At 69.0% G+C, this 16,113-nt stretch carries 20 protein-coding genes; 15 read left to right on the forward strand and 5 right to left on the reverse strand.

All coding sequences use genetic code 11. The annotated features are described in order from the left end of the window. The 4 genes from ACLF3M_RS12295 to ACLF3M_RS12310 form a co-directional block, all read right to left on the reverse strand. A partial coding sequence (locus tag ACLF3M_RS12295; protein ID WP_430657223.1) for a DUF2924 domain-containing protein occupies nucleotides 1–222 on the reverse strand: 222 nt, incomplete at its 3' end. Between the two features lie 235 nt (nucleotides 223–457). After that, a complete protein-coding gene (locus ACLF3M_RS12300; RefSeq protein ID WP_430657224.1) occupies nucleotides 458–1,219 on the reverse strand; it encodes a hypothetical protein in 762 nt (253 codons plus the stop codon). 4 nt (nucleotides 1,220–1,223) lie between these two features. After that, complete coding sequence (locus ACLF3M_RS12305) at nucleotides 1,224–1,505, reverse strand: helix-turn-helix domain-containing protein (RefSeq protein WP_430657225.1); 282 nt, start codon at nucleotides 1,503–1,505, stop codon at nucleotides 1,224–1,226. Next, on the reverse strand, nucleotides 1,502–2,233 hold the full coding sequence (locus tag ACLF3M_RS12310) for an ImmA/IrrE family metallo-endopeptidase (RefSeq protein WP_430657226.1): 732 nt from the start codon (nucleotides 2,231–2,233) through the stop codon (nucleotides 1,502–1,504). Before ACLF3M_RS12310 ends, ACLF3M_RS12305 begins: the two co-directional genes overlap by 4 nt. Before the next feature lie 291 nt (nucleotides 2,234–2,524). On the opposite strand from ACLF3M_RS12310, the gene ACLF3M_RS12315 reads away from it, so the two are divergent. From ACLF3M_RS12315 to ACLF3M_RS12380, 14 genes are all read left to right on the forward strand, one after another. Beyond that, the gene (locus tag ACLF3M_RS12315) at nucleotides 2,525–3,112 is read left to right on the forward strand and encodes a sigma factor (protein ID WP_430657227.1); all 588 of its coding nucleotides are present in this window, start codon (nucleotides 2,525–2,527) and stop codon (nucleotides 3,110–3,112) included. 66 nt (nucleotides 3,113–3,178) lie between these two features. Then, complete coding sequence (locus tag ACLF3M_RS12320) at nucleotides 3,179–3,553, forward strand: hypothetical protein (protein WP_430657228.1); 375 nt, start codon at nucleotides 3,179–3,181, stop codon at nucleotides 3,551–3,553. After that, complete coding sequence (locus ACLF3M_RS12325; protein WP_430657229.1) at nucleotides 3,553–4,092, forward strand: hypothetical protein; 540 nt, start codon at nucleotides 3,553–3,555, stop codon at nucleotides 4,090–4,092. The genes ACLF3M_RS12320 and ACLF3M_RS12325 overlap by 1 nt, the downstream gene beginning before the upstream one ends. Further along, entirely contained in the window at nucleotides 4,092–4,934 is an 843-nt protein-coding gene (locus tag ACLF3M_RS12330) for an ATP-binding protein (protein WP_430657230.1), read from the forward strand. Before ACLF3M_RS12325 ends, ACLF3M_RS12330 begins: the two co-directional genes overlap by 1 nt. Nucleotides 4,935–4,960: 26 nt before the next feature. After that, on the forward strand, nucleotides 4,961–5,680 hold the full coding sequence (locus tag ACLF3M_RS12335; protein ID WP_430657231.1) for a hypothetical protein: 720 nt from the start codon (nucleotides 4,961–4,963) through the stop codon (nucleotides 5,678–5,680). A gap of 7 nt (nucleotides 5,681–5,687) precedes the next feature. Next, complete coding sequence (locus ACLF3M_RS12340) at nucleotides 5,688–6,146, forward strand: DUF6511 domain-containing protein (protein ID WP_430657232.1); 459 nt, start codon at nucleotides 5,688–5,690, stop codon at nucleotides 6,144–6,146. Nucleotides 6,147–6,158: 12 nt separating this feature from the next. Further along, on the forward strand, nucleotides 6,159–6,590 hold the full coding sequence (locus ACLF3M_RS12345; RefSeq protein WP_430657233.1) for an HNH endonuclease signature motif containing protein: 432 nt from the start codon (nucleotides 6,159–6,161) through the stop codon (nucleotides 6,588–6,590). Beyond that, complete coding sequence (locus ACLF3M_RS12350) at nucleotides 6,578–7,351, forward strand: hypothetical protein (RefSeq protein ID WP_430657234.1); 774 nt, start codon at nucleotides 6,578–6,580, stop codon at nucleotides 7,349–7,351. The genes ACLF3M_RS12345 and ACLF3M_RS12350 overlap by 13 nt, the downstream gene beginning before the upstream one ends. After that, on the forward strand, nucleotides 7,348–8,631 hold the full coding sequence (locus ACLF3M_RS12355) for an ATP-dependent DNA helicase (protein WP_430657235.1): 1,284 nt from the start codon (nucleotides 7,348–7,350) through the stop codon (nucleotides 8,629–8,631). The genes ACLF3M_RS12350 and ACLF3M_RS12355 overlap by 4 nt, the downstream gene beginning before the upstream one ends. Further along, nucleotides 8,624–10,369 carry a DUF7146 domain-containing protein gene (locus ACLF3M_RS12360; RefSeq protein ID WP_430657236.1) on the forward strand — a complete coding sequence of 582 codons (1,746 nt, stop codon included), beginning with the start codon at nucleotides 8,624–8,626 and terminating at the stop codon, nucleotides 10,367–10,369. The genes ACLF3M_RS12355 and ACLF3M_RS12360 overlap by 8 nt, the downstream gene beginning before the upstream one ends. Beyond that, on the forward strand, nucleotides 10,369–11,571 hold the full coding sequence (locus ACLF3M_RS12365; protein ID WP_430657237.1) for a hypothetical protein: 1,203 nt from the start codon (nucleotides 10,369–10,371) through the stop codon (nucleotides 11,569–11,571). Before ACLF3M_RS12360 ends, ACLF3M_RS12365 begins: the two co-directional genes overlap by 1 nt. Before the next feature lie 128 nt (nucleotides 11,572–11,699). Then, nucleotides 11,700–12,248 (forward strand): crossover junction endodeoxyribonuclease RuvC, encoded by a 549-nt coding sequence (locus ACLF3M_RS12370; protein ID WP_430657238.1) that lies wholly within the window; start codon nucleotides 11,700–11,702, stop codon nucleotides 12,246–12,248. Beyond that, nucleotides 12,245–12,475, forward strand: a complete 231-nt coding sequence (locus tag ACLF3M_RS12375) for a hypothetical protein (protein WP_430657239.1) — start codon at nucleotides 12,245–12,247, stop codon at nucleotides 12,473–12,475. The genes ACLF3M_RS12370 and ACLF3M_RS12375 overlap by 4 nt, the downstream gene beginning before the upstream one ends. After that, the gene (locus ACLF3M_RS12380; protein ID WP_430657240.1) at nucleotides 12,465–13,019 is read left to right on the forward strand and encodes a hypothetical protein; all 555 of its coding nucleotides are present in this window, start codon (nucleotides 12,465–12,467) and stop codon (nucleotides 13,017–13,019) included. The genes ACLF3M_RS12375 and ACLF3M_RS12380 overlap by 11 nt, the downstream gene beginning before the upstream one ends. 284 nt (nucleotides 13,020–13,303) lie before the next feature. On the opposite strand, the gene ACLF3M_RS12385 is transcribed toward ACLF3M_RS12380, so the two are convergent. Next, on the reverse strand, nucleotides 13,304–14,032 hold the full coding sequence (locus tag ACLF3M_RS12385; RefSeq protein ID WP_430657241.1) for a hypothetical protein: 729 nt from the start codon (nucleotides 14,030–14,032) through the stop codon (nucleotides 13,304–13,306). Between the two features lie 567 nt (nucleotides 14,033–14,599). Between ACLF3M_RS12385 and ACLF3M_RS12390 the strand changes: the two genes are divergently transcribed. Next, nucleotides 14,600–16,069: a site-specific DNA-methyltransferase gene (locus tag ACLF3M_RS12390; RefSeq protein ID WP_430657242.1), complete on the forward strand. Its 1,470-nt coding sequence runs from the start codon at nucleotides 14,600–14,602 to the stop codon at nucleotides 16,067–16,069. Nucleotides 16,070–16,113 lie beyond the last annotated feature (44 nt).

Raw genomic sequence — 16,113 nt, forward strand, 5'->3', positions numbered from 1 at the left:
CTCCTGGATGCGGTAGGCCAACCGACTGACTAGGTATGGCCGGTTGAAGGGCGGCGGCTCCTTGCCGAACAGAGCCCGCCACTGGTCCTTCAGTTCGGCTGCCGTCGCGGTCTGCAGCGCGGCGAGGCGCGGCAGGACCTGCGCCGGCGGGATCTTCGGGACAGTGGGCGCCGGCGGCGCGGCGCTCCCCTGCTTTGCCTTCGCGGTCGATCGTCGGGTCATGCGACTCCCTTTCTCCTGGGGTTCGCATGACGGCGCTGCCGGTCGGTGGAGTGTAGGCGAACGTCTCCCGCGCCCCGAGCTATCTCGGCATCCCGCGCATCGTCTTCGGCAGCGCGGCTGCGCAGCCGCAGTAGGCCGCGGGCGAGGAGGTCGCAGACCTCCCGGAGATGGGGCGGGAGGTGCTGATTGACTGGCAGGGCCATGGTGCTCCGACACGCACTGTCCTGCCTCTCCTCTACGACCCGGCGCGGCGCTTGTTCTCAGGCGGCCTCTCGGTCAGCACGTCATGAATGCTGCGCAGCGCTGACGGCCTGCCAATGTCGGGCTTGATCCGGTTCCAGAAGCGGCTGATCCGATTCTTGATGGAGGTGTCGCAGGGGACGTTGTCGGGGCCGATCTGGGCGGCGAACCAGTCACGCACCTTGTCGATCAGCTCCCGCTCGGTTTCCGGCACGCCTTCGTCGTTGACCATGACGACGACTTCGCACAGCGCGCCCTCCCAATCGTACTTCACCGGAGCTCCTCGACCGCGGCGGCGTTCCGGTGCCGAGGGGCTGCGCACGCGGGCCTCCGGAGGCGGCAGCTTCGCGTGCGCCGCTTCGAAGCGCTCAAGCTCGGCATGCCGCACCACGAGGGCGTCGCGAGCGACATATATCTGCGCGCGCTCATCCTTTTCGCCGAGCGGCTCTAACAGCTGGCCGGCGGCCGACAGAAAGCGGCCCACAGCAGCCTCGCCGCCTTCGAGCACCGCGAACGCTTCGATGCGATGCAGATCAATCGTGCCGACGTGCCAGCGCGTGCCGCAAGGAATGTGGAACGGTCGGCCATCCTCCTCATGGTCGATGTCGCTCACCGCGAAGGGCAATCCGCCGACAGCAATGGAGACGATGAGCTCACCTTCCAGGGAATAAGCGGTGATGTCCGCCATGCTCAGCGACCAGCGCTCGCACACCTCTGCCAGCGTGTAGTAGGGCTTTCGCGAGATCAGGCGCGACATGCCGTCACCGTCCTCCGATCGAGCGCAGCCGCCGGTAGGCGCGCACCACCGTCTCCATGTTATCTCGCATATCGGGGGGTAGCCGGCGGGCCTTCACGAACAGGTCGTCCATCTGCAGCCCAAGGATTGCCGCAGCCCGCTCGATAAGCTCGTCCCTGGGCGGGCTCTCCAGCTCGCGCTCGATGCGTGAGAGGTAGGGCGCGGAGATGCCGAGCCGCTCGGACATGTCCACCAGCCCGATGCCAAGCGCGATGCGCCGCTCCCGGATGATGGGGCCGAAGCTCATGACGCGTCTCCTGCGATGAGTCGGTAACGCCGCAGCCGCACCGCGATGAAGCGATCCGACACGCCGAAATCGCCGGCCAGCGCAGCTGTCAGTCCGGCGAGCGCGTCGGGCGGTGTGCTCGCAGGAAGGACCCGGCAGCCCGGGCGCCCGCGATGCGGCGCGTGCATCATACGCAGACCCTCGCTGCGTGCCCGCGCCACAAGCCGCAGGTGCAGTGGCTGGGGCGGCACCAGCAGCGCGCCCATGAACTCGTTGGCGCGTCGCTCCGCGCGGGCGGTGGCGCCATCGAGGCAGCCGGGCCCGCGCGTTTCCGAGCGATAGCGCCGCGTCGGCTCCGCGACCGACGCCGGCGCATCGAACACGATGTGGCCGATCTCATGTGCCACCGTGCTGAGCTCAAGATCCGGCCGGTTCCTGATCATTTGGCCGTTCACCGACACCAGCGCGAGCCCAGGCGCGGAGGGATCCGTCTCGAAGACGCCGAGCACTTCCCGACCCGCAGCGTGATGGACACGCTGCGAGAAGTCCCAGGTAGAGGCGATCTCGCGGCCGTTCACCTGAAGCCGTTTGGCGGCCGCGACCAGCGCGCGGCTGCTGAGCGCCCAGGGCGAGCCATCCCGGGCAACGGCATCGCGCAATTGCGCGGCCACGGCCCAGAGGGTTTCGGCCTGGAGCGGGCGCGGCGCGCCGGTCTTGGCGTCATGCGGGTAGGACAGGGCGACGGTCATGGATGATGGCCTCCCGTGTTTGCGTGCCTGCGCAAGGCGGTATGTTCTGTTTACGTTCTATCCCCACTGTGAGTCCAGCGCGCGGACAACAATCCGGTCATTAAATTGACGAACCGATTTAGCGGGCAGGGCTACGCCGGCCGGAAGCCCTGGACAAAGCGGTGCTTCGCGTCGGTCAGCAATTCCGCCGATCTCCTGTCCAGGAATTATTGCCTTTGCTGTTCAACTGGCCGAACCCGGCCGTGGTCCATTCCTGGCGTCGCAACACCCCGCCCGACGCCGGAGACCAAAATGGCCACGCAAGGCCCCCGACCCTCGCCTCAACCCGCCAGCTGGGACCCTGACCGCCTCGCCGCCAGCCTCGCCATCGCCGGCCGCTACGCGCACCGCGGCGGGCGCCGGCTGAGCCTATCGCGTTGCGACCGGGAGGATCTGCGTCAGGACATCCTGCTCGCCATGCTGGAGCGCGACGCGCGCTTCGATGCCGCGCGCGGGCGGTGGGCCGCCTTCGCGACAATCCTGGCGCAGCATGCGGTCGCGGATCGCGTACGGGCTCGCCGGCGTGGTCCCCGGCCGGTCTTTGTCGACCTTGATCTGGACGCCTTCCCCGCCGGCGCCTCCGCGACCCAGTGCGACGAGGTCGATCCGGACATTGCGCTCGACCTCGCGCGCGTCGGTGACGAGATCCCCGCGCCCTGCCGCCTGCTGCTCGATCTGATCCGGCGCACCACCGACATCGCGGATGCGCAGCGAGAGGCGTCGGGATCCTGCGCCGCCTTCTACCGAGCCATGGCCGAGCTGCGCTGCTGGCTGCACGCTGCCGGGCTGCGGCCAACCCGCGCGACGCCGATGCGTGCGCCGAGCAGCGCGAACCCCTGAGAGAAAATCGCATCCCGCTCCGTAAAGAGGAGATGCCGAACCATGTGCAGAAAGGATCTCGCGCCGATGCGCATACAGCACCCCGCCTGCCACGCCGTGCTGCCGTTCACCACACGCGCCGACGTCGTCAGCACCGAGAACGAGCTCCAGGATCGCCTGGCCGACGCCACGCCTGGCACGTCCATCGTCTATCACGTCGGCATGCTGGCGCGCGATCGCGACCGGCTCGCCACCAATCTCGCGCCGGAGCAGCGCGATGCGCTGAACGCCCTGGCGGCCCGCGCCTGGCGGCTGGCAGCGGCGGGATGGGCGGACCTGCTGCAGCGTCGCGTCGGCGAGGCGTGCTTCGCGTATCTGCTGGTGGTTCGTCGCCGCCCGCTGAGCGCCCGCAGCGCCCGCGCGTTGGCCGCGCCGTCACTGCTCCTGGCGGAGGCGGCGTGATGCAGACGCAAAGCAACCGCCCGACGCTCGAGAGCGTCCATAACCTTCCAGTCGGCGACGTCATCGCGCTGCCGGCCGATCAGCTTGCGCTCCTGCAGTCCGACGCCCGCGAGGCCGTTGACAGCGCGAAGCGCATGCAGGACTGGATCGAGGCCGCCGTGGCGCTCCGCTACGAGCAGCGCGCGATCGGTGCCCGCGCGGAGGCGCGGAAGGACACTGGCACGGTCCGGTTCCAAGACGGGACCGTGGAGATCGCCGTCGAGCTCCCGAAGCGGGTGGAATGGGACCAGCGCCGCCTCGCCACGCTTGCTGACCAGATCCGCACCGGTGGCGAGGACCCGAGCGAATACCTCGAGGTCAGCTTCAAGGTCTCGGAGCGCGCCTACACCGCCTGGCCGGAGCGAATCCGCAGGGCTTTCGAGCCGGCGCGCACTGTTCGCACAGGCAGGCCGGTCTACCGCCTGACCATCATGTCCGAGACGGAGCGGCGCGACAGCCCGCACGCCAGCACTCCCTTCCTGTTCGGGGAGATCGGCTGATGACGCTCCGCATCATTACTGCCGACGAGCGGCTCTCCCGGGCGGTCAACAAGACCACGATCGCGCTGTTCGGCCAGACCGGCGTCGGCAAGACGACGCAGCTGAAGCGTTTGTCGCCCAGCGAGACGGTCTGCATCGACCTCGAGGCCGGGATGAAGTCCGTCCAGGACTGGCCTGGCGACAGCATCCCCGTCCGCTGCTTCGAGGACCTGGTGGTGCTCGCCTCCCTCGTCGGTGGCCCGAATCCCGCCGCGGCGCCGGAGGCGTTCTTCTCGCAGCAGCACTACACGCACTTCGCCGGCCAGCATCCCGAGCTGGTCGCGCTGCTCGGCAGCAAGTCGATCGTGTTCCTGGATAGCATCACCGACCTGACGCGCCAGGCGATGGCTTGGGCCAAGAAGCAGCCCGAGGCGTTCTCCGAAAAGACCGGCAAGCCCGATGTGCGCGGCGCCTACGGCCTGATGGCGCGCGAGGTGATTGGGCTGCTGAAGCATCTCCAGCACGCGCCAGGCAAGACCACCATCATGGTCGGCATCCTGGAGAAGCACACCGACGAGTTCGGCAAGGCCACATGGCAGCCGCAGATGGAGGGCGGCAAGGCCGCGCGCGAACTGCCCGGCATCGTCGACCAGGTCATCTCCATGGCGCTCTTCACGCGGGAGAAGGACGGCACGCTGCGTCACGATCCCGAGCACGGCACCGAGCGAATGTTTGTGTGTCGCGCCGGCAATCGCTTCGGGCTGCCCGCGAAAGATCGCTCCGGCCGACTCGACGAAACAGAGCCCGCCGACCTCGCCGCGCTGCTCCGCAAGATCAACGCCACCGCCGCACCCACCGCCTGAGCCGACAGGAGCCACCGATGTACGACATGAACGACGCCGAGCTGCCGCGCAGCTCCGACGTGATCCCCGACGGCACCTTCGCCAAGGTCACCATGGTGATCCGCCCCGGCGGGACCGACGGCCAGGGCGAGGTGGACCGTGGCCTGCTGAAGGCGTCGCGCAACGGCAGCGACGCCAAGATGGTCGACGCTGAGTTCACCGTGGTGACCGGCCCGCACACCAAGCGGAAGTTCTGGCAGAACTTCACCGTGGCGGGCGGGAAGGTTGACGAGCACGGCGTCTCCATCGCCTGGAAGATCTCCAAGGGGACCTTCCGCGCGATGATCGACAGCGCGCTCGGCCTCGATCCGAACGACATGAGCGAGACGGCGAAGGCAAAGCGGGTGCTGCGCGGCCTTGCCGATCTGTCCGGTATCACCTTCGCCGCCAAGATCTGCATCGAGCCGGCTTCGGACGCGGGCTACAGTGCCAGCAATCGGCTGGAGCGGGTCGTGCTGCCGGGCGAGCCGGAATACCGGCCGATCATGGCCGGGGAGACGGTGCCGCCTGCACCGTCACCGCCGCGGCCCAAGCGCCAGGTACCCGCGCCCGCCGCCCCCGCCGCCTGGGCCAACACGGGCGCGGCACAGTCGCCTGCCATGGCCGGGCGCAGCTGGGCCCCCCCGGTGGCGCCCTCTTCGGCCCAGGCCGCGCCCGTGCCGCAAGCGTCCCCCACCGCGGGCGGCCCCGCATGGCTGAACGGCTGATGTTGGCATGGCGCGCCGGCGCTGGAGCAAACCGCGGCCGTCGCCGCCCCGACCCGCGGCAGCGTCGGCGGCGCCACGGTGCACGCCGGACGATCAGGTCCGGCGTCTGGTCTGTGCGCTCTGCGGCCGCGAGGCGAAGGGCCACGGCTACGTCCACGGCCTGCGCTTCGGCGAGTTCCCGCGTTACCAGTTTTGCAGCATGGCCTGCGCGCAGAGCGGCAGCGCGCTGGCGCGGCGGAGCGGCGGCGTGATCGACAAGACGCCGATGGAGCAGCAGGCGGTTAAGGAAGCGCGTCGGCCACTCGCCGAGGTGCTCACCGAGCTGAACCTGCTGGCCCCGTTCCACGGCCGCAGCGCAGGCGAGATCGACCGGATCATCGAGGCCTGCGTCGATGGCTTCCAGGCCTCAATGCAGCGCCAGGCCGCCGAGCGCGACCCGCTCGACGACCCGATTCCTTTTAGCTGAGGGGAGATCGCCATGAGCACCGGAGAGATCTGGCGCGATGTCCCCAGCGTGCCCGGCGTGCTTGCCAGCAGCGAAGGACGCGCGATGATCACGCCGTATCGCGGGCCAATGCCGCACGGCGGAGAGCGTCCCTACGGGGGGACACCGACCTTCGGCGTCTGGAACAAGGCCGACGGGCGCTTCGTGACGACAGTGGATGAGCGGACCTGGAAGGTCGCACGGCTCGTCGCTGAGGCATTTCACGGTCCGTCTCCCTTCGAGGGTGCCGTGGTCATGCACCTCGACGAGAACGCGGCCAACAACAGAGCAAGCAACCTGCGCTGGGGCACACAGAAGGAGAATCTGAACGCGCCGGGCTTCGTGGACTACTGCCGAAACCGAACCGGACAGGACAGCCCGACGGCGAAGGCACGAAGGAACCGGAGATCTGCATGCTCGACATGAACCACGGCTCCGGCGCGGTCTACGGCCGAGACAATGCGCCGCCCAGCGACGCGGATGCGGTCACCGCGCGCGTCAATGCGGCAATTGACGCGGCGCTGCTCGCGCGCCAGCGCCGGCAGGCTCCGCGTGACTATCTCGGTGGCAGTCGCGTTGGCGAACCCTGCGCGCGCAAGCTGGTCTACGAGATCACGCATGCGCCGAAGGAGCGAGACTTCGACGCCAGCATCCTGCGGGTGTTCGATGCTGGTCACCAATTCGAGGCTCTGTCCATCCGCTGGTTGCGGCAGGCGGGCTTCGATCTGCGCGATCGAGGACTGGACGGAGAGCAGTTCGGCTTTGTCGCTGCGCGAGGCCGGCTTCGCGGCCACGCCGATGGCGTGATCGTCGCGGGACCTGACGTCGGCATCCGTTGGCCCTGCCTCTGGGAGCACAAGGCGCTCGGCCAGAAATCCTGGACCGATCTGGTGAAGCGCGGGCTGCGTCTCTCGAAGCCCATCTACTTCGCGCAAGTGCAGCTCTACATGGCGTACTTCGGCATCGAGGTCGCGCTGCTTACCGCGCTGAACCGCGACACGCTGGTGCTGCGCCACGAGGCCATCCCATTCGATGCGGCCGAAGCGCAGCGTCTCTCGGACCACGCCGTCGACATTCTCCGCGCCGCTGACGCTGGCGAAGTGCCGCCGCGCGTAGCGCAGGCGCGCGACTTTTACCTCTGCCGTTTCTGTCCCTACGCCGCCCGCTGCTGGGAGACGCGAGCATGAGCATCACACCCTCGCCCCAGCAGGCCGCGGCTATCGTGGCCATTGTAGACTGGTACCGTCATCGCGCGCTCCAGCAGCAGGTGTTCCGGCTGTTCGGCTATGCCGGAACCGGCAAGAGCACCATCACGGCCGCGGCGATCGAGGCGCTCGGCCTCGAACCCATGGCGCGCGACGGCGACACCGCCGGCGGCGTGCTGTTTGCGGCCTTTACCGGCAAGGCGGCGCTGGTAATGACCCGCAAGGGCACACCAGCCTCCACCATCCACTCGCTCATCTACCGCGTCTCGGAGGCGACGCCGGAGGAGATCGCCCGCGTCGAGAAGGAGCTGTTTGACCTCCAGCGCGAGCTCGGGCGCATGAGGCCAGCCGAGCGCGCCTTCGCGGAGACGCAGATCAGCAAGCTGCAGCTCCGGCTCGCCGACATCCACAAGCCCTCCTTCCTGCTGAACGAGCAGTCGCGCGTGCGAGACGCCGCGCTGCTCGTGCTCGACGAGGTCTCGATGGTCGGGCCGGAGATGGCGGCCGACCTGCTCGCCTTCGGCAAGCCGATCCTGGTGCTCGGCGATCCTGGCCAGCTCCCGCCGATCAAGGGCGCCGGTGCCTTCACCGAGGCGCCACCCGACGTGATGCTCACCGAGATCCACCGCCAGGCCGGTGAGAGCGCGATCATCCGCCTCGCCACCATGGCGCGGCAGCGGATCGAGATCCCGCCCGGCGGACATGACGAGCATGTCTGGAAGCTACCGCGAAACGCCGTCGGCCCGGTGCAGATGCTCCGCGGCGGTCAGGTCATCTGCGGACGGAACAGCACCAGGCTGTGGTTGAACGGGGCGATGAAGGTGGCCGCCGGCTTTCCAGCCACTTATCCGGACGGGCGCAGCGAAAAGATCATCTGCCTCAAGAACCGGCATGACCTCGGCCTGGTCAATGGAATGTTCGTCAACCTCGCCGAGATCGAGGATGACGGCCCTCTTTCCTTCCGCGCAAGCGTCACAACCGAGGATGGCCTCGCGATCGCCGGCCGGCATCGCTTCTACAAGGGTCACTACGACGACCACGTTCGACTGCAGCCGGATCGCGCGCGGCAGGACTGGCGTGAGCTGCGCGGTCTGATCGAGACCTCCTGGGGCTACGCGATCACCTGCCACAAGGCGCAGGGAAGCCAGTGGGAGAACGTCGTCGTCTACGACGACGGCCTCTCCCGCACTCCCGAGGATCGTGCGCGCTGGCTCTACACCGCGATCACGTGCGCGGAGCGCGGGCTGGTCCTGCTTGATTGACCTGAACGACGCCGCCGCAGCACCGATCCGCTACGACCTCGAGGAGATCGTGCGCGGACTGCGGGACACGGCCCTAGCTTGGGTGCCGGGCCTGTTCCCGAACGGCCGACGGCAAGGCGACGAATGGCGGCTGGCCAATATCCACGGCGCACCGCCGCGGCAGTCGGGCTCCTGCGTGATCATGCTGCGCGGCGAGCATGCAGGCGACTGGCACGACTTCGACGGTGGCGACGGTGGCGGGCCCCTCTCGACTCTGGCGCAGGGGACAGGGCTGGCGGATCGGGCGCTGTTCGCGCATGCGGCAGCGATGATCGGCTGGACCGGCGAAGGTCCCGCCCGGCAGGAGCCGCCGGCGGCGCCGAAGCCGGAGCGTGACGCCACGCACGAGATCGCCTTCATCCGCGAACACGCGCTGCCGATCCGCGGAACCGCGGCGGAGCGCTACCTCCGCGACCGCGGCCTTGCAGTGCCGGACAGTGCAGACCTGCTGTTCCACCCCGACCTCGCGAACTTCGAAACCCGCGCCGGCTACCCCGCCATGCTCGGCCTGGTGCGCAACCTCACCGGCGAGGTGGTGGCGGTGCACCGGACCTACCTCCGGGAGAACGGTGACGCGGTCCGTAAGGCCGACATACCCAAGCCGCGCATGGCGCTCGGTAAGAGCGGCGGTGGCACGGTCCGGCTGGCTCCGATTGGCCCGCACGGCGTGCTCGGCCTCTGCGAAGGCATCGAGACCGGCCTCGCCGCTATGCTGGCCTGCCCGGGCCTCCCTGTCTGGTCCGCGCTCTCCACTAGCGGCGTCGAGCAAGTAGTGCTGCCGCCGGAGGCACGGCGCGTCGTCATCCTCGCCGACCACGACGCGTCCGGCGCCGGCCTTCGCGCCGCCGAGGCGGCCTGGGCGAAGCTCCGCCTCGATGGGCGCGAGGTCAGCATTGCTCTCCCGCCACGCGAGGGCGACGACTTCAACGACATGCTGCAGCGCGACGGCGCCGAGGCAATCGCGACCCTGATGGACTGGGCGATGCGCGGCAACGCTGGCAGCGCTCCGTCCCAGGATCCCGAAACAGGCCGGCACCTGCCGATCGGCTTTGTCGAACCGGCGTATCCACTGCCGACGGCACGGACCGACGAGGGCAATCTCGATCGAGCTACCGGGCGCGCCTGGAGCCTCGTGCTCGGGGCAAACCGCTCGCCCTGGCTGTTTCGGCTCGGCGGAGAGCCGTCCTGGGTCGTGCCCGACGATGAAGGCCGCCCGGTGCCGGTGACGGTCCGTGAGGAACGCCTGCGGCACATGCTCGCTAAGCTCGCCGACTGGCGAAAGGTCAACGTCAAAGGCGACCTGGTGCCGGCACCGCCGCCGACCGGCGTGGTGAAGTCGATGATCGCCACGCCCGATCCGGCACTGCCGGTGCTGGCTGGCATAGTCACCGCACCGGTGCTCGGACGCGCGGGCGTTCTGCTTACCGAGCCCGGCTACCATCCCGACGCGCGGCTCCTCTACCGCCCGCCGCCGGGCTTCGTCCTGCCGCCAGTCCCTGACCGCCCCACCGCAACGGACGTCGCCGGCGCCAGATCGCTGCTGCTCGACGAGCTGTTGGGCGACTTCCCGTTCACCTCGGAGGCGGAGCGGGCACACGCGCTCTGCCTGCTGCTGCTCGGATTCGTGCGCGCAATGATCGATGGGCCGACGCCGCTGCACCTCATCGAAAAGCCTTCCCTGGCACCGGCGCCACGCTGATGGTCGACGTCATCGCCACCATCCATACCGGCTGCGGCGCGTCGGTCATGACAGAAGGGCGCGACGACGAGGAGTGGCGCAAGCGCATGACCGCGAAGCTGCGCCAGATCCCCTCGCTCGTGCTCATCGACAACCTGCGCGCGGAACTCGATAGCGCGGCGCTCGCCGCTGCGCTCACCGCGCCGTTCTGGGAGGACCGCATCCTCGGCGTCTCGGAGATGGCGCGCCTGCCTATCCGCTGCACCTGGGTCGCCACCGGCAACAACCCGACCTCTTCGCACGAGATCGCCCGGCGGCTCGTGCGCATTCGCCTCGACGCGCGCACTGACCAGCCCTGGCGCCGCGACGGCTTCCGTCATCCCGATCTCATGGCGTGGGTGCGCGCGAACCGCGCGAGGCTGGTGGCCGCCTGCCTCACCCTTTGCCGTGCCTGGATCGCAGCCGGCCGTCCTCGCGCCGAAGTCAGCATCGGCAGCTACGAGGCGTGGTCGGCGACAATGAGCGGCATCCTGGCTGTCGCTCGCGTACCCAGCTTTCTCGGCAACCTAGAAGAGCTGATGGCTGCCTCGGATACGGAGGGCGGCGCCTGGCGCGCTTTCATCCAGATCTGGTGGGATCGCTTCGGCACAGTGGAGGTCACCACCAGCGATCTCATCGGTCACGCGGTACGCGCCGAGCCAGCCCTGCCGATCTCGGCACGTGACGAACAGGGTCAGAAGATCCGGCTCGGCCGCGGGCTGAGTAAGCTGCGCGACCGCGCTTTTCGGGTTGGTGGTCGCCTCGTCCATCTGCGACAGGGATCATTGGCGCACGGTGCGCAGCGTTGGAAGCTGCAGCCCGCGCCTCAGGACGGCCACGATCGATCCTCCCCTTCCTCCCCTGACACCGCTCCGGCGGGGAGGATATCGATCGGCGAGACCATATCCTCCCCGCATTCTCCCCGGAACGATTGGTCTGAAAGCCACGGAAAACCTCGGGCCGGGGAGAAAGGGGAGGAAGGGGAGGATATTTCCACCCCCCACACACATGCGTACGCGCGCGCGCATACGCTTACAGGGAGGGCCGGGATTTCCTCCCCTTCCTCCCCTTTCTCCCCAGCCCTTAGAGAAAGCTGGGTTGCCGGCGGGGAGGATATGCGCGCCGCAGATCCGCATCCTCCCCATCCTCCCCTCCCGCCATCCTGGCTGGAGGACGTGCCGTGATGCGCCGGCCGCACAGCACGGGGCCGCCCGGGCGTGCATCTCGCACCGAAGCCGGGCAGCGACGGCGAGCTCCGCCAAGAACCGCGCCGTCGCCGCCCTCACCACGACGACCCCTCTCGGAGACCTCCATGGCACCCGCGACTCTCACCATGCCCGCTGCCAATGCAAGCGGACCGCCCAACGCCCTCTTGCCCGCAATCAGCCTGGCGCACCACGCCGTGCTCGCACTCGACCTCGGCACCACCACCGGCTGGGCGCTGCGCGCCCAGGACGGCGGCATCAGCTCCGGCAGCATGACTTTCAAGCCGACCCGCTTCGAGGGCGGCGGAATGCGCTTCCTGCGCTTTCGCGGCTGGCTGGCGGAGGTCGCCGCACTGTCTGGCGGCGTGGCGCGGATCGTGTTCGAGGAAGTCCGCGCACATGCCGGGACGGACGCGGCCCACATCTATGGCGGCTTCCTCGGCATGCTGAGCGCCTGGTGCGAGGAACACGACGTCCCCTACGAGGGCGTTCCGGTCGGCACGATCAAGCGCTACGCCACCGGCAAGGGCAATGCCGACAAGGCGAAGATGGTCGCCGCTATCCAGGCCCGCGGCTTCACACCGGCAGATGACAACGAGGCGGACGCAATCGCGCTGCTGCTCTGGGCGACCGACCCCACGGGAGGCCGGGCATGAGCATGCACGGCGCACCGCTGCCGCCCCGGTCCTGCCTCGACCGCGGAACGCGCGGCCCAACCAACGAGAACGAGATGAATGCCATGCGGGCTGCCACCTGGCATTGCCACGGCATCGTGGCCCTGCCGGTCGCCGAGATCACGGACGACTGGCTCCGCCAGGCCATTACCAATGAGGCCAATCGGCGCTGGGGCCGCCGCAATGGAGGGAACAGCCATGCCCGGTAAGCGGAAGGCGAAGGCATCGAAGGCGAAGCACGACGATCTAGCGGCACCGTCGAAGTGGCGGCTGCAGCACGGCGGCTTCTCGGAACCGATCCGCGAGGCGGATCCGGAGACCGGCAGCCCGGTCCAGCACCGCCGCGCCGTCGACACGCTTGGCATGATGCTGGCGAACGGCACGATCACGGAGCAGATGCACGAGGCGGGGCAGATCTTCCGCACCCTGTTCCGGTCCGCCGCGCTGGACGGCATCGCCACCTCGCAGCTGATTCGGCTGGCGGGCGCCACCGCTGACGCGATGTCGAACCGGCAGATCGACGCGCGGCGGCGCGTGGCGGAGGCGCTGGACGCGCTCGGCGGCCATGACAGCCCAGGCGGCTCCTGCGTGTGGTTCGTCGTCGGGCTCGAGTTCTCGGTCCGCGAATGGGCGCAGCGTCAGGGCTGGTCAGGTCGCCCTGTGCACGGGCCGGTGGCGCAGGGGATCCTTGTCGGCGCCCTTGGGATGCTCGCGATGCGCTTCGGAATCACGCGGCGGCAGCGGGCGGCGTGAGTTGAGGACGGCAGGTCTGGTTGGGCGTCTAGCAACAGCTCAACGCCAGCATTTCGCTAACGTTCAGGCGCTAACAGAAGCGCGCATGGCACGGCTAATGGTGGACGAGCTCGGCGATGCTGTCCCTTTGCTGCCCAACAGCTACCGGGAGGCCGGCTTCGTCGTGCTCAAGGCGCCGGAGGTCTCGTCCGTGCTGGCGTAGATGGGCTTCCTGTCGCACGCGGTGGGATAGGGCGAGGCGGGATGGGCACGGGGGATTCCCCCGTGCCCTGCAACTGTCCCGATCAGAGGAACCAATGGCCCGTCGCGTCGAAATTGGCCTGCACCTGGTCGCCGATCGCATTCCAGTCCACCACCGCCCCAGGATCGACGCCGAGCGCATCCGTGGCGGCCAGCACTGCGGCCGCACCCTCGACCTGGGTCAGCTCCCCCGACGCGACGGGCAGCACCAGCTTGAAGCCGGCAGTGCCGTCCACTTCGCCTTCCGTGCCGGCACCCTGGCGCGCCGTCGTGGTCATGCCGTGCAGCACGATCTCCTTCGCGCCGAGCGGCATAATGTCGTCGAAGATCGCCTGCGCGTTCGGGTCGGCCGGGTTAAAGGCAAACACCTCGTGGTAACGGAGCACGCCGTCGGCACCGACCGTCGGGAAGATCGCGGCGGCGGTGTGGTCGTGGCCAGCGCCGTGGTCATGCACCGCGTTTTCGGGGTTGAGCGTCAGGTTGAGCTGGATCGGCCCGTAGCTCGGCAGCCCTTCCCCGAGTTCGACGAAGCCGTCGCCGTCGGTGTCCTGGGCGATGCTCGGCGAGTGGCTCTTGGAATCGTCGGCGAAGCCGTGGATGTGCTGGATGTGCATCTGGCCGGGCTCGAGGCCCTGCGCCTCGATGTCCACCGTGACGGTCTGGGCTGCCGAATCGACGAGAAGGACGGCGTGCCCGCTGACCCCGGAATTGTCGAGCGCCGTGAAATCGGTTTGGAACAGGGCTTTGCCGTCCTGAGTGAAATCGTCTTGCATAAAAAAGCTCGCTCCGCGGGCCGGGATGGCCCACCCGCGCTACCGGGCCGGGGTGCGCGACGGATGCGGAATAACGAAGCGCTGAACGCCCACCACCGGACGGGGGTCCCCCGCAAGGACCTCTCACGCCAAGTGTGCGCACCTGCAAGTCACCTCGGAGAACCACGCCGCCTGGCCGCTCAATAGCCCGGCGGGCCCGCGGTCGAGATCGCGCCGCCAACGCCGTGTCGACCTGGCCACGCAGTTACAATTCACCCCATGGCGGCGCGTGAATCGCTGCTGCTAGACCTGAGGAACGTCGAGATCGTGTAGCTCGACGCGGCGGTGGCGGATGAGCCACAGCGTCGCTCCATCGAGACAGTGGCTCGCGAGCCGCAGGGTCCTTCCTGGGCCCGGCGTATGCGGGGGGCGGAAGCGCGCGACATCGCTAGCGCCAGCCTGAAAACATGGTTCGCAGTTCGCACCCTTCGGCACTGATCTCAATCGCTTAGCTGCGAACCATCGCCGCGTCGGTTCGCAGCCGCGGGTTGCATGGTTCGCACCCCCCTCCTGATCCTGGATGGCCTGATGACGCTCCCCTGGATGGCAGCGAAGATCCTGCTGCGCCCGGTGGCGGAGCTGCGCGCGCATCCCGGCAACGCGCGCGTGCACAGCGCCGCGCAAATCGAGCAGATCAAGGCCAGCATGCTGGCCTTCGGTTTCACCAACCCGCTGCTGGTGGACGAGGCGGGCGTGCTGATCGCAGGTCATGGCCGGCTCGAGGCCGCCGTGGCGCTCGGCATCGAGAAGGTGCCGACGATCGTGCTGCGGCACCTGGCCGCGGCACAGAAGGAAGCGCTCCGGCTCGCCGACAACCGGATCGCCGAGAACGCGACCTGGGACCAGGCGCTGCTGCGCGATGCGCTTGCCGCGGCGCAGGCCGCGCCGGACCTCGACCTCGCCGTGCTCGGCTTCTCGACCGCGGAGCTCGACGACATCCTCGCGGCGGCTGGAGATGCCGTGTCCGACGGCGACGCGCCCGAGGCCCTGTCGGCGCCCGCGGTCCAGGGGAGCGGGGACGGCGCGGCGGAGACGGATGCCTCGGCGGAGGATGACCCCGCCGATGCCGCACCGGATCCGCCGCGCCAGGCCGTCACCCGTCCGGGCGACCTCTGGCTGCTCGGCGAGCACCGTCTGCTCTGCGGCGACAGCACGGACGCAGCGACAGTCGCCCGCGTCATGGGCACCTACCGCGCGGCGCTGCTCTTCACCAGCCCGCCCTACGGGAACCAGCGCGACTACACCACCGGCGGCGTCTCAGATTGGGACGCGCTGATGCAGGGCGTGTTCCAGCATCTCGACCATGCCGCTCGTGCCGACGCGCAGCTGCTCGTGAATCTCGGGCTGATCCACCGCGACAGCGAGTGGCAGCCCTACTGGTCGGGCTGGCTCGACTGGATGCGCGCGCAGGGCTGGCGCCGGTTCGGCCTTTACGCCTGGGACCAGGGGCCGGGCCTGCCCGGTGACTGGAACGGGCGGCTCGCTCCGGCCTTCGAGCTGGTCTTCCACTTCAATCGCGAGCCGCGCCGGCCCAACAAGATCATCCCCTGCCGCTGGGCCGGGCACGTCAACAGCAGCCACGGCGGCATGCGCGCGAAGGACGGGACGGTCGGCGAATGGCAGCACGCCGGCCAGGGCGTGCAAGAGACCCGGATCCCGGACAGCGTGCTACGCATCACCCGGCACAAGGCGCGCGGCATCGAGACCGAGCACCCGGCGGTGTTCCCCGTCGCACTGCCCGAGTTCCTGATGCGGGCCTACGCCGACGAAGGCGACATCGTGTTCGAGCCTTTCGCCGGCGCCGGCACGACGATCATCGCCGGCCAGCGGACCGGACGTCGCGTCCGCGCCCTCGAGCTCGCGCCGGCCTATGTCGACCTGGCGATTGCCCGCTGGCGGATCCTGCACCCCGACCAGGCGGTGACGCTGGCCGACGACGGTCGGAACTACGACGCCGTGGCCGCGTCGCGGATTAGGGGCATCGCCAGTGCAGCCTGACCATGTCGTGTCAGCCCTGCCGGTCGCAGCCGCGTCCTGGCACC

This window comes from Falsiroseomonas sp. HW251 (assembly GCF_050563545.1).
GTDB lineage: Bacteria > Pseudomonadota > Alphaproteobacteria > Acetobacterales > Acetobacteraceae > Falsiroseomonas.

Excerpts from the sequence above, each read along its gene's own strand:
- ACLF3M_RS12370 (WP_430657238.1), top strand. The coding sequence starts at position 11,700 with ATGGCACCCGCGACTCTCACCATGCCCGCTGCCAATGCAAGCGGACCG.
- ACLF3M_RS12355 (WP_430657235.1), top strand. The coding sequence starts at position 7,348 with ATGAGCATCACACCCTCGCCCCAGCAGGCCGCGGCTATCGTGGCCATT.
- ACLF3M_RS12385 (WP_430657241.1), bottom strand. The coding sequence starts at position 14,032 with ATGCAAGACGATTTCACTCAGGACGGCAAAGCCCTGTTCCAAACCGAT.
- ACLF3M_RS12345 (WP_430657233.1), top strand. The coding sequence starts at position 6,159 with ATGAGCACCGGAGAGATCTGGCGCGATGTCCCCAGCGTGCCCGGCGTG.
- ACLF3M_RS12365 (WP_430657237.1), top strand. The coding sequence starts at position 10,369 with ATGGTCGACGTCATCGCCACCATCCATACCGGCTGCGGCGCGTCGGTC.
- ACLF3M_RS12390 (WP_430657242.1), top strand. The coding sequence starts at position 14,600 with ATGACGCTCCCCTGGATGGCAGCGAAGATCCTGCTGCGCCCGGTGGCG.
- ACLF3M_RS12335 (WP_430657231.1), top strand. The coding sequence starts at position 4,961 with ATGAACGACGCCGAGCTGCCGCGCAGCTCCGACGTGATCCCCGACGGC.
- ACLF3M_RS12320 (WP_430657228.1), top strand. The coding sequence starts at position 3,179 with ATGCGCATACAGCACCCCGCCTGCCACGCCGTGCTGCCGTTCACCACA.
- ACLF3M_RS12325 (WP_430657229.1), top strand. The coding sequence starts at position 3,553 with ATGCAGACGCAAAGCAACCGCCCGACGCTCGAGAGCGTCCATAACCTT.
- ACLF3M_RS12300 (WP_430657224.1), bottom strand. The coding sequence starts at position 1,219 with ATGTCGCGCCTGATCTCGCGAAAGCCCTACTACACGCTGGCAGAGGTG.
- ACLF3M_RS12315 (WP_430657227.1), top strand. The coding sequence starts at position 2,525 with ATGGCCACGCAAGGCCCCCGACCCTCGCCTCAACCCGCCAGCTGGGAC.
- ACLF3M_RS12310 (WP_430657226.1), bottom strand. The coding sequence starts at position 2,233 with ATGACCGTCGCCCTGTCCTACCCGCATGACGCCAAGACCGGCGCGCCG.
- ACLF3M_RS12330 (WP_430657230.1), top strand. The coding sequence starts at position 4,092 with ATGACGCTCCGCATCATTACTGCCGACGAGCGGCTCTCCCGGGCGGTC.
- ACLF3M_RS12380 (WP_430657240.1), top strand. The coding sequence starts at position 12,465 with ATGCCCGGTAAGCGGAAGGCGAAGGCATCGAAGGCGAAGCACGACGAT.
- ACLF3M_RS12350 (WP_430657234.1), top strand. The coding sequence starts at position 6,578 with ATGCTCGACATGAACCACGGCTCCGGCGCGGTCTACGGCCGAGACAAT.
- ACLF3M_RS12375 (WP_430657239.1), top strand. The coding sequence starts at position 12,245 with ATGAGCATGCACGGCGCACCGCTGCCGCCCCGGTCCTGCCTCGACCGC.
- ACLF3M_RS12340 (WP_430657232.1), top strand. The coding sequence starts at position 5,688 with ATGGCGCGCCGGCGCTGGAGCAAACCGCGGCCGTCGCCGCCCCGACCC.
- ACLF3M_RS12305 (WP_430657225.1), bottom strand. The coding sequence starts at position 1,505 with ATGAGCTTCGGCCCCATCATCCGGGAGCGGCGCATCGCGCTTGGCATC.